Origin of the sequence: Halococcus salifodinae DSM 8989 (assembly GCF_000336935.1) — an archaeon.
Classification (GTDB): Archaea; Halobacteriota; Halobacteria; order Halobacteriales; family Halococcaceae; genus Halococcus; species Halococcus salifodinae.
The window spans coordinates 148934-165070 of sequence record NZ_AOME01000051.1; the positions used below are offsets into that span (position 1 = coordinate 148934).

General features: G+C 66.7%; 17 protein-coding genes. 10 read left to right on the plus strand and 7 right to left on the minus strand.

Features of this window, described 5'->3' with window-relative positions:
• Nucleotides 1-29: 29 nt before the first annotated feature.
• Both C450_RS07990 and C450_RS07995 read right to left on the minus strand, forming a co-directional pair.
• On the minus strand, nt 30-698 hold the full coding sequence (locus tag C450_RS07990; RefSeq protein WP_005042423.1) for an O-methyltransferase: 669 nt from the start codon (nt 696-698) through the stop codon (nt 30-32).
• Nucleotides 699-850: 152 nt separating this feature from the next.
• Nucleotides 851-1180, minus strand: coding sequence for a hypothetical protein (locus C450_RS07995; RefSeq protein WP_005042426.1), 330 nt, complete (start codon nt 1178-1180; stop codon nt 851-853).
• A 94-nt stretch (nt 1181-1274) separates the two neighbouring features.
• Here C450_RS07995 and C450_RS08000 point away from each other — a divergent pair, with 94 nt between their 5' ends.
• Nucleotides 1275-2192, plus strand: coding sequence for an A/G-specific adenine glycosylase (locus C450_RS08000; RefSeq protein WP_005042428.1), 918 nt, complete (start codon nt 1275-1277; stop codon nt 2190-2192).
• A 48-nt stretch (nt 2193-2240) separates the two neighbouring features.
• On the opposite strand, the gene C450_RS08005 is transcribed toward C450_RS08000, so the two are convergent.
• Nucleotides 2241-3419, minus strand: coding sequence for an MFS transporter (locus C450_RS08005; protein ID WP_005042430.1), 1179 nt, complete (start codon nt 3417-3419; stop codon nt 2241-2243).
• 173 nt (nt 3420-3592) lie between these two features.
• Here C450_RS08005 and C450_RS08010 point away from each other — a divergent pair, with 173 nt between their 5' ends.
• From C450_RS08010 to C450_RS08020, 3 genes are all read left to right on the plus strand, one after another.
• Nucleotides 3593-4174 carry an NADPH-dependent FMN reductase gene (locus C450_RS08010; RefSeq protein WP_005042432.1) on the plus strand — a complete coding sequence of 194 codons (582 nt, stop codon included), beginning with the start codon at nt 3593-3595 and terminating at the stop codon, nt 4172-4174.
• Between the two features lie 244 nt (nt 4175-4418).
• Nucleotides 4419-4916, plus strand: coding sequence for a hypothetical protein (locus tag C450_RS08015; RefSeq protein ID WP_005042433.1), 498 nt, complete (start codon nt 4419-4421; stop codon nt 4914-4916).
• Nucleotides 4917-4992: 76 nt separating this feature from the next.
• A complete protein-coding gene (locus C450_RS08020; RefSeq protein WP_005042435.1) occupies nt 4993-5592 on the plus strand; it encodes a YIP1 family protein in 600 nt (199 codons plus the stop codon).
• On the opposite strand, the gene C450_RS08025 is transcribed toward C450_RS08020, so the two are convergent.
• Together C450_RS08025 and C450_RS08030 are read right to left on the minus strand one after the other, a co-directional pair.
• Nucleotides 5593-6915 (minus strand): sulfite oxidase, encoded by a 1323-nt coding sequence (locus tag C450_RS08025; protein ID WP_005042437.1) that lies wholly within the window; start codon nt 6913-6915, stop codon nt 5593-5595.
• A 98-nt stretch (nt 6916-7013) separates the two neighbouring features.
• Nucleotides 7014-7406, minus strand: coding sequence for a hypothetical protein (locus C450_RS08030; RefSeq protein WP_005042439.1), 393 nt, complete (start codon nt 7404-7406; stop codon nt 7014-7016).
• Between the two features lie 153 nt (nt 7407-7559).
• On the opposite strand from C450_RS08030, the gene C450_RS08035 reads away from it, so the two are divergent.
• Together C450_RS08035 and C450_RS08040 are read left to right on the plus strand one after the other, a co-directional pair.
• A complete protein-coding gene (locus tag C450_RS08035) occupies nt 7560-7823 on the plus strand; it encodes a hypothetical protein (protein ID WP_005042440.1) in 264 nt (87 codons plus the stop codon).
• A 49-nt stretch (nt 7824-7872) separates the two neighbouring features.
• Nucleotides 7873-9963, plus strand: a complete 2091-nt coding sequence (locus tag C450_RS08040; RefSeq protein WP_005042442.1) for an OB-fold nucleic acid binding domain-containing protein — start codon at nt 7873-7875, stop codon at nt 9961-9963.
• 289 nt (nt 9964-10252) lie between these two features.
• Here C450_RS08040 and C450_RS08045 read toward each other — a convergent pair whose 3' ends face one another.
• Both C450_RS08045 and C450_RS08050 read right to left on the minus strand, forming a co-directional pair.
• On the minus strand, nt 10253-10645 hold the full coding sequence (locus C450_RS08045; protein WP_049910011.1) for an OsmC family protein: 393 nt from the start codon (nt 10643-10645) through the stop codon (nt 10253-10255).
• Nucleotides 10646-10764: 119 nt separating this feature from the next.
• On the minus strand, nt 10765-11472 hold the full coding sequence (locus C450_RS08050) for a metal-dependent hydrolase (protein ID WP_005042446.1): 708 nt from the start codon (nt 11470-11472) through the stop codon (nt 10765-10767).
• Between the two features lie 109 nt (nt 11473-11581).
• Here C450_RS08050 and C450_RS08055 point away from each other — a divergent pair, with 109 nt between their 5' ends.
• The 4 genes from C450_RS08055 (at nt 11582) to C450_RS08070 (ending at nt 16113) form a co-directional block, all read left to right on the plus strand.
• Nucleotides 11582-12349 carry a fumarylacetoacetate hydrolase family protein gene (locus tag C450_RS08055; RefSeq protein WP_005042448.1) on the plus strand — a complete coding sequence of 256 codons (768 nt, stop codon included), beginning with the start codon at nt 11582-11584 and terminating at the stop codon, nt 12347-12349.
• Nucleotides 12350-12436: 87 nt separating this feature from the next.
• Nucleotides 12437-13006 (plus strand): gluconate 2-dehydrogenase subunit 3 family protein, encoded by a 570-nt coding sequence (locus C450_RS08060; protein ID WP_005042450.1) that lies wholly within the window; start codon nt 12437-12439, stop codon nt 13004-13006.
• Complete coding sequence (locus C450_RS08065; RefSeq protein ID WP_005042452.1) at nt 13003-14589, plus strand: GMC family oxidoreductase; 1587 nt, start codon at nt 13003-13005, stop codon at nt 14587-14589. The genes C450_RS08060 and C450_RS08065 overlap by 4 nt, the downstream gene beginning before the upstream one ends.
• 234 nt (nt 14590-14823) lie before the next feature.
• The gene (locus C450_RS08070; RefSeq protein ID WP_005042455.1) at nt 14824-16113 is read left to right on the plus strand and encodes an HflX GTPase family protein; all 1290 of its coding nucleotides are present in this window, start codon (nt 14824-14826) and stop codon (nt 16111-16113) included.
• The last annotated feature ends 24 nt before the right edge of the window (nt 16114-16137 follow it).

The window sequence follows — 16137 nt, forward strand, 5'->3', positions numbered from 1 at the left end:
TCTCAGTGTCTCGTCGTGACGGTTCGACGTCACTCGGTGCGGTGGCTCACGGCGATCCCCTCGCCGAGCGGGATCGCGGCGGTCTCGAAGTCGGGATCGGCGCGGACCCGTTCGAGGTACGCCGCGACGCCGCGGGTCGACTCGTTCGCGTCCTTGACCGTCTCGCCTTCGACGAGTTCGAGCACCGTCTCGAAGTCGACAGAGGTGCTCGTCATGGCGTTGTCGGCGATCACCACGCCACCGGGAGCGACTTTCTCGCGAACGGCGTCGAAAGCCTCCTCGTACCGATCCTTCTCGTTGTCGATCAGCACGACGTCGAACGGTCCTTCGTAGTCGTCGACGGTCTCGATGGCGTCGCCGTGTTCGAACGTCGCGCGTTCGGTGAGATCGCCGCGGTCGAAGTACTCGCGGGCGCGGTCGAGTTCGTCGGCGTCGATCTCTGTGAGGACGACTTCGCCCGTGGGCGGGAGTGCCCGTGCGAACCAGTACGCCGAGTAGCCGAAGCCGGAGCCGAACTCGAAGACCCGCTCTGCGTCGACGAGGCGCGCGAGCGTGGCGAGCCAGCCGCCGACTGCGGGGCCCACGGTCGGAAAGCCGATCTCCTCGCCGTATTCGTCCATCTCTGTCAGAACCTCGTCGGGCTGAGGACCGACCGCGCGGACGAAGTCAGTGACGTCGTCGGAGACGAGTTCGGACATACCAGCCGCCTCGTACGGGGGCGAGTAAAGGCTTCTCCCCTGCTCGATCCGGCTCAGGTCGGAGCGGTCTGCGTAGGGGTTACGGAGCGGTGTGGTTGCAGTAGCGGTGCGAAGCGGTGGCCGTGAGCGCGTCCGAGCGTGAGCGAGGGCTTTCAGTACTGGTAGCGCTGGACGTCGTCTTGAGCCTGGTCCGAGAGCCCGACATCGCCGGTCATTTCGTCGTACGTCATCCCCGAGAGATACTCGTCGTAGGTGACGTCGTAGCCGCTCCGGAGGTGGAAGTCGAGCCGGCCGGTCTCGACGGTGGTCTGGAAGAACTGGTGGACCGCCCGACGGAGGAGTTCGTCGGCGTCGTCGGGGTCGAACGCACTCTGGAGGAGGGCGAGTTCGTTGCGGGTTTCGCGGTCGAGACCCACGGTTGTCTCGTCGCCGAGATCGTCGTAGCGCGATTCGATTTCCTCCGTAAGGTCGTCGAGACTCATGCGCCGGGATGGGGAGCGACTCGGGAAACCGCTTTCGGCTCCTCTGCCGGCGTGGACCGCCACGCGTATGCCGAGCGCAGGATTACCTCGTTCGATGAGCGAGTCCGCGTTCTCGTCCCCCGACGACCGCGCTGCCGTCCGCCGGGCGCTGGTCGAGTGGTACGAGGACGACCATCGATCGTTTCCGTGGCGTGAGACCACCGATCCCTACGAAATCCTCGTATCGGAAGTGATGAGTCAGCAAACCCAACTCGATCGCGTCGTCGACGCGTTCGCGGAGTTCGTCGAACGGTGGCCCGACGCGGCGACGCTCGCGGCTGTCGACCGGGCCGAGGTAGTGAGTTTCTGGAGCGACCACAGCCTCGGGTACAACAACCGTGCCCGATACCTCCACGAGGCTGCCGGTCAGATCACCTCGGAGTTCGACGGCGAGTTCCCAGAGACGCCCGACGAACTCCAGGAGTTGCAGGGTGTCGGCCCCTACACCGCGAACGCGGTGGCGAGCTTCGCGTTCAACGAGGGGAATGCGGTGGTCGATACCAACGTCAAGCGAGTGCTCTACCGGGCGTTCGACGTGCCGGACGACGACGCAGCGTTCGAGGAAGCGGCCGAGGAGATGATGCCCACCGGCGAGTCGCGGGTCTGGAACAACGCGATCATGGAGCTCGGCGGGGTTGCGTGTACGAAGACACCGTCGTGCGACGAGGCCGAATGCCCCTGGCGCACGTGGTGTGACGCCTACGCGACCGGCGACTTCTCCGCTCCAGATGTTCCTACCCAGTCGCCGTTCGAGGGGAGTCGCCGGCAGTTCCGCGGGCGCGTCGTGCGCGTACTCGGGGAGTACGACGAACTCGTGCTCGATGATCTCGGGCCTCGCGTGCGCGTCGACTACACGCCGGACGGCGAGCACGGTCGCGAGTGGCTCCGAGGACTCGTTTCGGATCTCGACGACGACGGACTGGTCGCGGTCGAGGAACGCGACAACGATACCGTCGTCCGACTGTCTCGGTGATCGTGCGCTCGCCGCCCGAATCGATCGCGCAGACTCAGCTCACGGCGGTCACGCCCCCTGCTGGGCCGACCGCCGGCCGGTCGGGAACCCGATCGTGAGGTGGACGGCCGTCAGGAGCGCGGCGAGCACCAACACCCCGACCGCGAACGATCGGAAGATCACGGTGTAGCCGTACCCCACATCGATCAGCGTGCCGACGACAACGCTCCCGAGCGCGTTGAGCAGCATGATCCCCGCGCTGAACACGGCGTAGGCGCTCGCGCGGTGGGCGTCCGGCAGCGAGTCGAGCACGTAGGTGTCCATCGTGGGGAAGAGGCCGTGGATCACGAACCCGAGCGCGGCGCTCGCGGCGACGAGGCCGTAGAATCCCGAGGCGAGCGTGAGCGCGAGCAGACAGCCGGCGAACCCCCCGACGATCCCGAGCAGCAACGGGATATACGCCACCCGGTCGGCGAGGCGTCCGGCGATCGCAAAGGCGGGCACGCCAGCAGCGAAGACCACCGTGAGCAGTTCGCGCGCAGTGCTTGCCGTGATCGGCTTCGTCGCGACGAGATACGAGACGTAGAAGTTGAACACGCCGTTCCACGCGAGGCCGGCGAGACCCGCGAGCGCGACCCCGCTCAGGATGACGGGCCACTGCCGGCGTGCCGCCCCCAGAAATTCCCGGTCGAGTTCCTCGCCGGGCGGGAAGGTCGTGGTTCGGGCGATCGCCCCGAACACGATGGTCGCCACGACTGCGAACGCGCTGATGAGACCGAACGCGAGCCGCCATCCCTCGACCGGGAGGATCGCCGAGCCCTCGATCCAGAGGACGCCGGTGATGAAAAGCGGTGCACCGGCTGCGGCGAGCTGGCTCGCGGTCCCGTGGATGCCGACGGCGCGTCCGATAGCGCCGGGAAACAGGTCGCTCAGCAGTGGCTTCGCCGCGATGAAGTAGACACCGCTTGAGATCCCCATCAGGAACGCGCTCGCCCAGAGCACCGGAAGGGAGGTGGCGGTCGCGGCGAGCAGCGGCGCGGCCGCGAGGATCGTCCCAGCGGCGAGGATCACGGCGTACCGTGGCACGAAGGTAAGCAGGTAGCCCGTCGGCAGCCGCGGCAGCGCGCTGCCGAGCCACGCGAGCGTCGCCAGCAGTCCGATCGCCGCCGCCGACGCCCCGAACGCGGATTGGATCGGTTCCAGCAGCGGTGCGAAGACGACCCGCGCGAGGTTGACCAACAGCACCATCGTACACATCGAGCCGAACAGCTGCTGGCGTGACACTACCGGGCGGACGGGGCAGGGTGGGTCAAGCCTTTGCGAAGCGGCAATCCCGCGGCCGGTGGACGACACTACCGGGAGACCGGCGTGTTCCGGCCGGAACCGCTGGTGCTTTGGGGGTCGCTGTTCTCGAAACGGCTATGCCAGATCGACCCCACGTCGTCGCGCTCGCCGGCAGCCTGCGCGACGATAGCTACACCCGGATCGCCCTCCAGCACGCACTCGACGAGGCCGAGGAACGCGGCGCAAGCACGGACCTGATCGACCTCCGGCATCTCGACCTCTCGGTGTTCGACGCCGACGCACGCGAGGTCGGCGACGCGCTCGCACTCACGCGACGCGTCCGGCGGGCCGACAGCGTCCTTCTTGGGACGCCCTCCTATCACGGCTCGTACTCCTCGGTGCTGAAGACCGCGCTGGATTACTGCGGGTTCGACGAGTTCGAAAACACCACCGTCGGCCTGCTGTCGGTCTCCGGCGGGGCGTTCCCGATTACCCCACTCGATCACCTCCGATCGGTCGCCCGAGCGCTCAACGCGTGGGTCATCCCGCATCAGGCCGCCGTCCCGAAAGCGAGCGGGAAGTTCGAGGACGGAAAACTCACCGACGAGAGTTCGTGTGAGCGTGTGGCGACGCTGGGCCAGCGGGCTGTCGAGTACGCCACTATCGAACCCGATCCGCCCTGTCTCGAAAGCACCGAAAACGTCGGCGCGGACGACTGATCGCTGGAGGGATCGCGTCGAACAGCGTCGAAGGGCCGTCTTTGCTACCGTTCAGGCTATTCGGCTAGTGTCAGTACAGTTCTCGTCAGCCCGCCGACCACGAGGGATCGTGAGATATCTTTGGCATAGCTATCGATATGATGTTGATTGAGAAACAGGTGGTGACCGAGACGGTTGGTGTGTGTGTGTGTGTGTGAATTTGAAGTATCGTCATCAGCAACTGTTTCTATGAGGCTGGTGGCCCGTGTACGAAGCAACTAACGTCCATCTCGGTGATTACACCAGCGAGAGCGACAAACAGCGGATCACTTGCACTGACGAGGAGCTCCGCCACGTCAATCGCGAACGGGCGGAACCGTCGATCGAAACGATCCTGATCGACGAAATCTCGGAGATCAGACGAGATGTCGACAAGTCTCAAGCAGGTTTCGAACGGATCGGCTACGCGTTCGCAGCGTTCGGGCTCGTGTTCTCGTTCATGATCGTTCCGTTCGTGCTGGCAGGCGTGCTCTTCACCCCCATTGCCGGCGGATCGTTCCTTTCGGCCGGTCTCTGTTGGTACGGGTTCGTGATGTTCTACAGAATGGAGCGAGGGACGCTCGATGTCCTCGAAATCCGGGCCAACGACGACTGGTACCGGTTCTTCACTCGGCAGGAGAGTGCTGCGTTCGACGAGATCCTGTCCCGTCTTCCCGACGACGTCGTGAACGGGTCCATCGCTCTGGATCGCGCCGGTCAGTAGCTGTCACCGATCGACGGAAGCTGCCGGACACCGGCGTGTCGAAACCGAGATAGGGGCTGCTCTGCTACCGACGACAGTGACGCAGTGGGTCGAGAACCCGACCGGCGGGCGCGACAGAGGACCGATAGCGCTCGCCCGCGCGTGGCTCGAAGTGTTGGTGCGTCCACGCCGGTTTTTCGCGGCGGGGGTCGCACCGGGCGATCAGGCTCCTGGACTGGTGTTCGTGATGGCCGTAGTCGCCATCGAGGAGGCGACTCGCTTCGCGCTCGTCCCCAGCGCATACCCAGTCGTCGCGGATCAGGAACTCGTCTCGGGCGTCGTGGCGCTCGTCGTCGCGACCGGGTTCGTCGCGCCGCTCGCGCTCCACTTCGCGGCCGCGATCGCGACTCTCGGACTCGTCCCGCTCGTCGAGGATCGCGCCGGTGTCAGCGAGACGGTGCAGGTGATCGCCTACGCGACCGCACCCTGCGTTCTCGCCGGCGTACCCTTCCCTCCACTCCAGGTCGTCTGCACAGCCTACGGTGCCGTGTTGCTCGTCGTCGGGATCGCCGAAGTACACGGGACGAGCCTCGTTCGCGCGGCGGTCGCAGGGGCGCTCCCCGCAGCGTTCGTCTTCGGTTACGCCTACACGTTCCGCGGATTTGCAGCCATCGAAGCGCTCGGCGTGCTCGGCTGATCACGCCGCGCCGTCGTCCTCGTTCGTGACTTCGACCTCGATCGCGTTCGGCAGATACGCGTTGGCGGCGTATCCACCCTCGTTCCAGGGGAACTGGCCGCTCTCGACAGCGTCGAGTCCGTCCTCCGGTGTTCCGATGGACGCCGGCTGCACCCGTCCGCGCTCGTCGGTCGCGCGCGAGGCAAGGGTGTAGGTTCCCGGCTCCGGCTCCCAGTCGTACTCGAACAGCCGCCACGCACCGGCGTAGTCGGGGCCGAACAGCTCCGCGTCGTGCCACGTCTCGCCTCCGTTAGTGGATATCTCGACACCCGCGATCTCGTCGTCGCCCGCCCACGCGACGCCGCGCACCGTGACCCCGTCCTCGTCGTTCTCTCCGCCCTCGTGAGGCGTGACAGGCTCCTCGCCGGTCGGCCGACCGATCAGCGACATCACGGTTTCGTCGAAGGTGTAGGGGTGATCGACCGCCGAGGGTTCGAGCTGGTCCCACGTATCGGCCGTCGGAACGGTGTCGGCGTGTTCCGGGGTCGCGCCCGCGGGATGGATACGGTAGTCGTCCTGCTGCCACCGGGCGTGAGTCCCGGGCCGGTCGAGCGAGCCCTCGGTGACCATTCCATCCATCACGCGCAGTTCGGACAGCCACTTCACGCTGTTCACGCCGTACCATCCCGGTACAACGAGCCGCACCGGATGGCCGTGCTCCGTGGGGAGCGCCTCGCCGTTCATTCCGTGGGCGAGGAGGCAATCGTCGAGTGCCTTCGAGAGCGGGATCGATCGGGCGAACGTCTCCTCCTCGGTGCCGTCGTCGCCGATCGCGGTGAGCCAGCGATCCTCGTCGTTCGTCGGGTCGTTCGCCGTCCCGCTGTCCGCGTCGCCCACTGCCTCGCCCGTATCGAGACCGGCCGCTCGCAGCACCGACCGCACCGGCGTCCCGGTCCAGACGGCGGTCCCGACTGCCTCACAGTCCCACTGGACGCTCCCCGTCTCGGGGTCGTGCTGGCCGCGGCCGTTGCCCGCACACTCCATCGTGTGTGCGACAGCGACCGTGGGAAGGTCCTCGACGATGTCGGTGAGGGAGAGTTCGGCCTCGTCTCCCGCCGTTCCGGCGACGTCGATCGTCCACGCGTCGGCGTCGCCATCGGGCATCGGGTTCCGGTGGCAGACGAAATGCTCCTCGATCGGCGTCAGCCAGTTCGCGAACGTCTCCCGGCTCGCCGCCCCCACGACGGTGTAACGGTCGGCCTCGTCGCGGGCCTCGCTCGCGCCCGGTTTGCGGTCGAGGATCGCATCGATCTCTTCGCGTCGTCCCTCGCGTGTTTCGCTCATACGGGCCAGTCGTGCGGATTCCGCATAACCGTTTCCCGCTCGTGTCGATACCACGGACTAGCGAACGTCATCGTCACTGACTCTCCGGCGGTCCGACGTCAGGGGTTCGTCTGCCCGTCCACGGCGATGACGGCTAGCTGACCGACGACGACGCTGATACCCATCGCCACCGGGAGCAGAACGATGACGACGAACAGTCCGAGCAGGAGCGTCAGGAAGGCCAGATCGATCTGGACGTCGAGCGGCAGCGACGCCGTGTTGGTCCAGACGATCACGAGAGCGAGGCAAAGCGAGAGTAGTGTGCCGATCAGCCCCGCTGCACCGGCGTCGACGAACTCCTTTTGAAACCGATCGCTCAGCAGGGCTCCGACGAGGCCGGCGACGGCGGGTGTCGCGAGATAGAGATACGTCGGGGGCTGGATGGCGACGAGCAGAACGACGAAGACGGCCGCCTGTGCGAGACCGCCGAGTAGTGGAACGGTTCGCCCCATTCTCGACAGCTATACTGGCAGAACAAATAAGTGTTTCCATAGTTCACACCACGAGTGACGTTCGAGTACGTCTCGTTCGGTCGTGACAGTCGGAGGCCCCGTTCGCTGCCGCCAAGTCGGAGGGTTAACCCTCCGGGTGAGCGTAGCGTTGGCGTGCTCAACCTGAACATCGACGAGTTCATGCTCGAACTCAAGGACGGCGCGCTCAAGAACGTGGGTCCCGCGAACAAGTCCGCGGAAGCGAAATTGTTCGATGTCGCCTCGGCGGAGGCGCGCGCGTTCGGCGACAAGCGCGTGAAGCTCGTGTTCGAAGACGACGAGGGCAACGAGGTCCAGGTCGCGCTGTTTCCCGACGATGCGAGCCAGGTTGCGCGTGATATCGAGGCACTCGAAGACGACAGTCCGGTGTTCGAGTAAGCGTCCGCGTTTCGACAACCGTTTTAGTCCCCGGCCGTTCGGTCCGGTAATGGGTAGTTGTATCATCTGCGGCACCTCCGTCGACGGCCACATCTGTGGGAGTCACGAGGAGGACGTCGTTTTCGAGTTCGAAGGATCGCGCGCAAATCAGCTCACCCCCGGTCGCTTCTACCGCGGCTCCGTCGACGGCTTCGCCGAGTTCGGCGTGTTCGTCGATGTCGGTGACAGCGTCACCGGCTTGCTCCACCGGAGCGAGCTCGACACCCGGCTCGAAAGTCTCGACTGGGATTCGGGCGAGACCGTCTACGTCCAGGTCACCGACGTTCACGACAACGGCAACGTCGATCTCGCGTGGTCGATCCGTCAGAAACCGTCGGATTTCCGCGGCGAGCTCGTCGACGACCCCGAGGGCGACCGGCTCGCTGAGGCAGAGGCCGACTCCGAATCCGGGGCGGCGGAGGCGACCGACCCAAATGAGCGCGCGGCCGCCGAGTCGGCGGCCGAACCCGTGACCGACATCGGTACCGCGGACGAGCCCGACACGGACGAGACCACCGGAGCGCGGACCGATGGCGACGCCTCGGTAAACGACGACGACACCCGGACGGCCGTCCCGTCCGAGGCGGGAAGCGCGTCGCTGGTCGAGTCCGAACGCGAGCGCGTCCCGATCGCGGATCTCGATTCCCGCGTCGGTGATCACGTCCGTATCGAGGGCACGGTCGTGAGCGTTCGTCAGACCGGCGGCCCGACGGTGTTCGAACTCCGCGACGAATCCGGTACGGTGGACTGTGCGGCGTTCGAGGAAGCGGGCGTCCGCGCGTACCCTGACGTCGAGACGGATGCGGTCGTCGCCATCGATGGCGAGGTCGAACGCCACCGCGACGATCTCCAGGTCGAGACTGCGGGGCTCGCAGTGCTCGACGGTGAGGAGCGGGATGCGGTCACCACCCGACTCGAAGACGCACTCGCCGAGCAGGCTGCGCCCGACACGATCGAACCGCTGGCCGACGATCCCGCGATCGACGATCTCAGCGAAGAGATTCACGACCTCGCGGGGCTGATCCGGCGGGCGGTGCTCGAATCCCGGCCCGTCGTCGTGCGTCACGACGCGAGCGTCGACGGCTACGTCGCGGGTGCGGCGATCGAGCGCGCCACGCTGCCCTTGGTGCGCGAGGAGCACGCCCGTGACGACGCCGAGTACCACTACTTCGACCGCCGGCCGGTCGAGGACGGGATCTACGACATGGATGCCGCGACGCGCGACGTCACGTCGATGCTCGACGCCAACGAGCGCCACGACGAGAAGTTCCCGCTGTTCGTGTTCTGCGGCGTCGGGAGCGCCCAGTCGCGCGACGGCCTCTCGCTGCTCTCGATCTACGGGACCGAGCGGGCAGCGATCGGCGCTCGCGCACTCGACGCGGACGATCTCGCGGCACACGTCACGCCCGCCGACCGCGACGCCGGGACAGCCACGACGACCGCGACCGCGCTCGCGGCGAACGTCGCGGCAGGAGTTAACGCCGACGTTCGCGACGATCTCGTTGGTCTCCCTGCGGTGAGCTACTGGGAGGACGCACCCGACGCGTACGCCGACCTCGCGAGCGAGGCGGGTGCCGACGCCGACCGGACGCGCGACGTCCGCGAGGCGATCGCACTGGTGGCGAACTACCAGGCCTACGAGGACAAGCGCGAGCTGATCGCCGACCTGCTGTTCGACGGCAGTGAGTCGCTCGCAGAGCGCCTCGCGACTCAGTTCCGCGAGAAGCTCGACGCGGCGATCGAGACTGCCGAGGCTCATCTCGACCACCGGGAGGCCGATGGCGTCACCGTGGCGGTGCTCGACACCGACGCGTTCACCCACCGCTACGACTTCCCGCCGACCGACCTGCTGTGTGACGAACTCCATCGCCGGACCCGCGAGGACACACCTGTGCTCCTCGGGCTCGGCGAGGACGAACTCCTGCTTCGACACACCGGCGATCTCGATCTCGATAGCGTGGCCGATGTGGTCGCCGAGCGCGCCCCCGAAGCGGGTGTGACTCCGCGAGCGGCCCGTGACGACCGGATCGAATTCTTGCTCGGCGAGCGCGACGCCGTGCTCGATGCCGCGGTCGCAGCAGTCGGCGAGCAGTTCGGCTGATTTTGCGGTTGTAGCGGTTGCTGGGCGGTGCGGTTCCTGGTGTCTCGACGAGCGTAGCGAGTCGAGGCTCTGGAGAGCTTTGCTCTCCTGGCGGATGAAGGGCGAGGCCCGCTCTGCGGGCCGAGGGCTTCGACGGTGCTGTGCGGTCGTGGTGCGTAGAGTGCCAGTGACCCCACCGCGAGCGAGGCCGTAGGCCGAGCGAGCGGGTGTTTTTGGTCCAGATTTTTACGAGGGGTTGAGCGCGCGAGCGGAGCGAGCGCGCGAACCCCCGAAGTAAAAAGGTGGGTGTTTAGGCGTTGCCTTCGACCGAGATGTCGGCGTGGAGCTCCTCGCGGAGCGCCGCATGGACGTGACAGATGTCCTCGCCGCGCTCGACGAGTTCGTCCTCGTCGCCAGCGATGTCGGCCTCGACGCGGATGTCGAACCGGATGGCCGAGAGATCGTCATCGTCGTCGAGGTCGGCCTCGGCGTCGATCTCGATTTTCCCGAGGTCGTCGTAGTCGCGCTGCTGGGCCCCGACGCGGAAGGCCGGAATGTAACAGGAGGCGTAGTCGGCGACGAGCGTGGCGTTCGGGTTCGGTCCCTCTTCGTCGGTGGCGTCGACGGTGAGTTCGAAGCCGCCGACGCGGCTTCGGGTGACGAATCCCTCCTCGGACGTGCTACTGACTTCGATATCTGCCATTGCGATCGGATCGACGACCGCCACGCCCCTAAGCATTGCCCACTCGTGTGTCGAGGCTGCCATCGCGGTCGAGTGCTCGCCGGAACGATCGACAACGAGTCGTCGTTTCGGTCCCGATCTCAGAGCTCGAAGGAACCGTCGTCGTCGAGCACGTGAACCTCGGAGTCGGGTGCGCGCTCGCCGACCGCATCGACGAACTCCTGGGGATCGGCTTCGAGCGGCGGCATCGTGTCGTAGTGCATCGGGAAGACGTGATCCGCATCGAGCCACTCGGCCGCGATCGAGGCCTGCCAGATGCCCATCGTGTAGTGATCGCCGATCGGGAGCGCGACCGCGTCGGGCTGGAGGTACGGCGCGATCACGTCTTTCATCTCCGACATCAGTCCGGTGTCGCCAGCGTGGTAGAACGCGGTGCCGGTGCCGTCGGGGCCCGGCTGCTCGTCGCTCACGACGAATCCCGCAGGATTGCCGAGTTCGTACTCGTAGTCGAGATCGACGCCGCTGGTGTGGTCGGCCCGATGCATCGTGACGTGGGCGTCACCGCACTCGACCGTACCGCCGATGTTCATGCCGACGGTGTCATCCGCGCCCATCTCGTTTTCCACATAGGCCGCGACCTCGACCGGCGCGACGATCGTCGAATCGGTGAACTCGCCCGCGTGGGCGATGTGATCCGAGTGGGCGTGGGTCAGAAGGACGTAGTCGGGCGTCTCGATGTCCGCGGGCTCCATCGAGGTGTGCGGATTATCGAAAAACGGGTCGATCAGCAGGCTGGTGTCGCCGACTTCAACGAACCACGTCGAGTGACCGTGCCAGGTGAGTTCCATTGCATCTCGTCGTACTCGCGTCGCGTACTTAGTTGTGTAGGCGGCCGTGCGAAAGAGAGGCAATAGCGCGTTCGTGTACGTTTATCCGACGTGGCGACGACACCCGAGCATGCACCGCGTACGATTCCGTGATCCGGACGGCGAGCTCCGTACTGGCGAGTGGCTTGCGGACGAAGCGACGATCAGCGCGAACGCCGGGCCGACAGGGCGCGTCGCGTTCCCCGACGACACGTTCTCGCCCGAGGAAGTCGACGTGCTCGCGCCAGCGGAGCCAACGAAGATCGTTTGTGTGGGATTGAACTACGAGGACCACGCTGCCGAACAAGGAAAGGAGCTCCCCGACCGTCCGCTGCTCTTCCTGAAGGGACCAAACACCGTCGCGAGCCACGAACAGACGGTAGAACTGCTTGCCGGGAAGGAACGTATCGAGTACGAAGCCGAGCTCGGCGTCGTGATCGGTCGGGAGTGCCGGGGCGTCGATGTCGACGACGCGATGGACGTCGTTGCTGGGTTCACCTGCGTGAACGATCTCTCGAACCGCGACGACCAGCGGATCGAGCAGAACTGGGTCCGTGGGAAGGCGTTCGACGGGGCCGCGCCGATGGGACCCGTGCTCGCGACGCCCGACGAAGTTCCCGCCGACGCCGCGATCGAACTCCGCCTGAATGGCGAGACGAAACAGCGCTCCTCGCGCGAGAAGTTCATCTTCTCGGTGCCCGAACTGATCGCGGAGATCACGACGTACATGACCCTCGAACCCGGCGACGTGATCTCGACTGGCACGCCCGCTGGCGTCGGCCCGCTCGCCGACGGTGACGAGATCGAAGTCGAGATCGAAGGGATCGGCACGCTCTCGCACTCGGTCACGATCCCCTGAGCCACGCCGACGATCCAGAGTCGGCCACGAACTCGGTCGGTGCGGATGCCAATCCCTAAGATTAGGCTTGCCTAACGCGCGCCGTACATGGAACTCACGCGCCGGGACGCGCTCGCGGCGCTCGCCGGCGGCAGCGTCGTCGGTGGCGGTGGAGCGGCGGCGATCGGACGGAACGGAGAAGCGACGAGTGGGGCGCAAACGGAGACGGACGACGGATCGTCGAACGTGGCGGATGCGTCGTTTTCGGCGGTGCGTGACCCTCTCGTCGCGGTCGCGCACGTCGTCTACCCCGACGAGATCACGGGGATCGAGACGTTCGTCGAAACCTACGCACTCGGGCGTATCGAGGAGCGAGCTGAGTATCGAAACGGTGTCGAACGGGCGGTCGCCGCGATGGACGACCGCGCGGAATCGTGGTACGGCGGGCGATACGCGAGCCTCGACGCCGAGACTCGGGACGCGGTGCTGCGCGAGATGGGGACCGACACCGCCGATCCCGTTCCTGATGGGTCGGCCGCCGAACGGGTGCGGTACTACGTGGTGAACGAGCTGCTATACGCGCTCTACACCTCGCCCGCGGGCGGGGAGCTCGTCGGGATCGAGAACCCTCAGGGCCATCCCGGCGGGCACGAGAGCTACCAGCACGGACCACGATGAGCGATGCGGACCGGACGCCCTCGGACGCGCCCGACGTCTGCGTGATCGGGGCGGGCCCCGCGGGCGCGCTCTGCGCTCATCGACTTGCCGAGCGCGGTCACGACGTCGTGATCCTCGAAGCGGGGCCCCGCTTTTCGTTCGAAGATCGCCCCGAGCGAATGGAGCGCGCGATCCGGCCTGGCGACGACGACCGGAGCGTCTGGGACATGGGCGGCGAGCGCGACGCCTACGCCTCGACCGGCCCGCGGTCGTACCCGCTGAACCGTTCGCGGGTGAAGGGCGTCGGCGGGACGAGCCTCCACTGGCAGGGGATGGTGATGCGCCTCCACGAGGCCGACTTCGAGCGACGGAGCCGCGACGGCGTCGCCGCGGACTGGCCCATCGACTACGCCGACCTCCGGCCGTACTACGCGGCCGCCGAGCGCGCGTTCGGCGTGGCGGGGGCCGTCGACAACCCGTTCGCGCCGCCGCGCGAGGAGCCGTACCCCCTCCCGGCGTTCCCGCCCTCCTACAGCGACTCGATCTTCGCCGAGGCGTGTGAGGAGCTCGAAATCACCACCCACTCGGTACCGAACGCACGCAACTCCGAGCCCTACGACGGCCGGTCGGCCTGTGTCGGCTACGGCACCTGTAAACCCGTCTGCGCCTCGGGGGCGAAGTACGACGCGACCGTCCACATCCGGAAGGCCGAGGCGGCGGGTGTGCGCGTCATCGACCGTGCTCCGGTCCAGCGCCTCGAAACGGACGGCAAGGGACGAGTGACGCGCGCGGTGTACGCGACGCCCGACGGCGAACACAGCCAGGAGGCACGCCGGTTCGTGATCGCCTGCGGCGGCGTCGAGACGCCTCGCCTCCTCCTGCTCTCTGATTCCTCGGACCATCCCGATGGACTCGCCAATTCGAGCGGTCTCGTGGGCCGGTACTTCACCGAACACTGCTTCGCGGGCGTCGGCGGCCGGCTCGATCGGGCGACCCGCCAGAAGCACGTCGGGTTCAACACCACCGAGAGCCACCAGTTCTACGACGCCGAGGGAACGAACCCGATCAAGCTCGAGTTCTTCAACTACGCCGGCCCGTCGCCCGTCGAGACGGCGCTCTCGGGGGACGAATGGGGCGACGCGCTCCTCGACTCGCTCCGGGACGCCTACGGAACCCACGTCACCGTCGGCGGGCTGATCGGCCAAGTGCCACGAAAGGAAAACCGCGTGACGCTCGATCGCACGAAAACCGACGATCACGGCAATCCGGTGCCCGACGTCCGGTGGTCGATCGGCGACCGTACGAAAAAAAGCATCCGGCGGGCGAACTGTATCCAGCGATCGATCCTCGACGAACTCGGGGCCGAAATCGAGTGGACCGTCGGCCCCGAGAACACCGGGCCGGCGTTCCATCACATGGGCACCACACGGATGGGGACCGATCCGGCATCGAGCGTCGTAGACCCGGAACTACGGACCCACGACGTCGAGAATCTCCACGTCGCCTCCAGCAGCGTGTTCGTCACCGGCGGCGCGATGAACCCCACGCTCACCATCGCCGCACTCGCGCTGAAGGCGGCCGACCACGTCGATGTGGCGCTCTGAGGTGCGGTTGCGGTGGCGCGGCGGTCGACAGTGGCTTCGGGACAACGCTTTTGTCCCTGGTTCGTGAGAGTGCTAACAGAGGTCGACCGATGACCACCCAATTCGTTTTCTGACCGGGCCGCCGCTTCCCGACCTGTCGTTGGTTCGACAGCGTCGGCTGGCGGCTCCGTCATCGAGCGCTCGGTGACCGCCGAGCCGGCCGTATCGCTCATAGACGACACACCATCACTACACATGACAGACACGAACGCAATCGTTGCACAGCGCGTCGATAGCGGCACGCCCGCGACCGACGAAATACGAGCGCTCGCCACAGCCGCCGGCTACACGATCGTCGAGGAGGTGACGCAGGTTCGAGCCGAGGACCCCGGGACGCATCTCGGCAGCGGGAAAGTCGAACAGCTCGCGGCCCGGGTCACCGAAACGGGGGCCGAGGTCGTCATCGTCGATGGCGAACTCACGCCATCGCAAAGTCACGGACTCCAAGAATCGCTACCGGACGGAACCCGCGTCCACGACCGCTACCGACTGGTCCTCGACGTGTTCGGCGATCAGGCAGGCACGAGGCGGGCACAGCTCCAGGTCGAGCTGGCGCGACTCCGCTACGACCTCCCACGGATGCGGGAGACGGCCGACGCGGGCTGGTTCAACAAACGCGCCGAGAAGGGATCGCCGCTGTACGACGCCGAAGACCGGATCGATCGGCTCGAAACCAAGCTCGACGACCTCCCCGACCCCGCCGAGGAGTTCCGCAAGCGCCGGCGCGAGGAGGGGTTCGATCTCGTGACGATCGCGGGCTACACCAACGCCGGCAAGTCGACGCTGCTCCACCGCCTCGCGGACGAGTTGACGCTCGCGGACACCGAGCCGGACCACGCGGACCGCGACGCGACGGCAACGATCGAAAATCGGCTGTTCGAGACCCTCGAAACCACCACGCGACGGGCGACGCTCGACGGCCGTCCCGTCCTGCTGACCGACACGGTGGGGTTCGTCGCGGACCTCCCCCACTGGCTGGTCGAATCGTTCAGCGCCACGCTCTCGGAGGCTGCGGCGGCCGATCGCGTGGTGTTGGTTGCCGACGCGAGCGACCCGCCCGACGAACTCCGCGAGAAGCTCCGTGTCTCGCTCGACGTGCTCGATGCGCAGGACGTTCCGCGCGAGGCGATCGTGACCGCTCTCAACAAGATCGATCTGCTCGACGCCGAGGAGCGCGAGGAGCGGCTGGCGGCCGCGGCCGACGTTGCCCCGTCACCGCTGCCGATCAGCGTCCAAGAGGGCACGAACCTCGATCGACTGGTAGGACGGATCGAGGACGGACTGCCGACCGAACGCACCACGGTCGCAATGGCGAACGTCGACGAGGCAATGAGCGTCGTGTCGTGGCTCTACGATCACGCGAACGTCGCCGACGTGAGCTACGGGGCGGCGGGTGATCGGGTTACGGTCGCGTTCGCGGCGCGGCCGTCGGTCGTCGAGCGGGCGCGAGCGAAGGCGGCGGCCGTCGGCGGTGTCGATGACTGATTGGGGGTCGATCGACATCGAAAG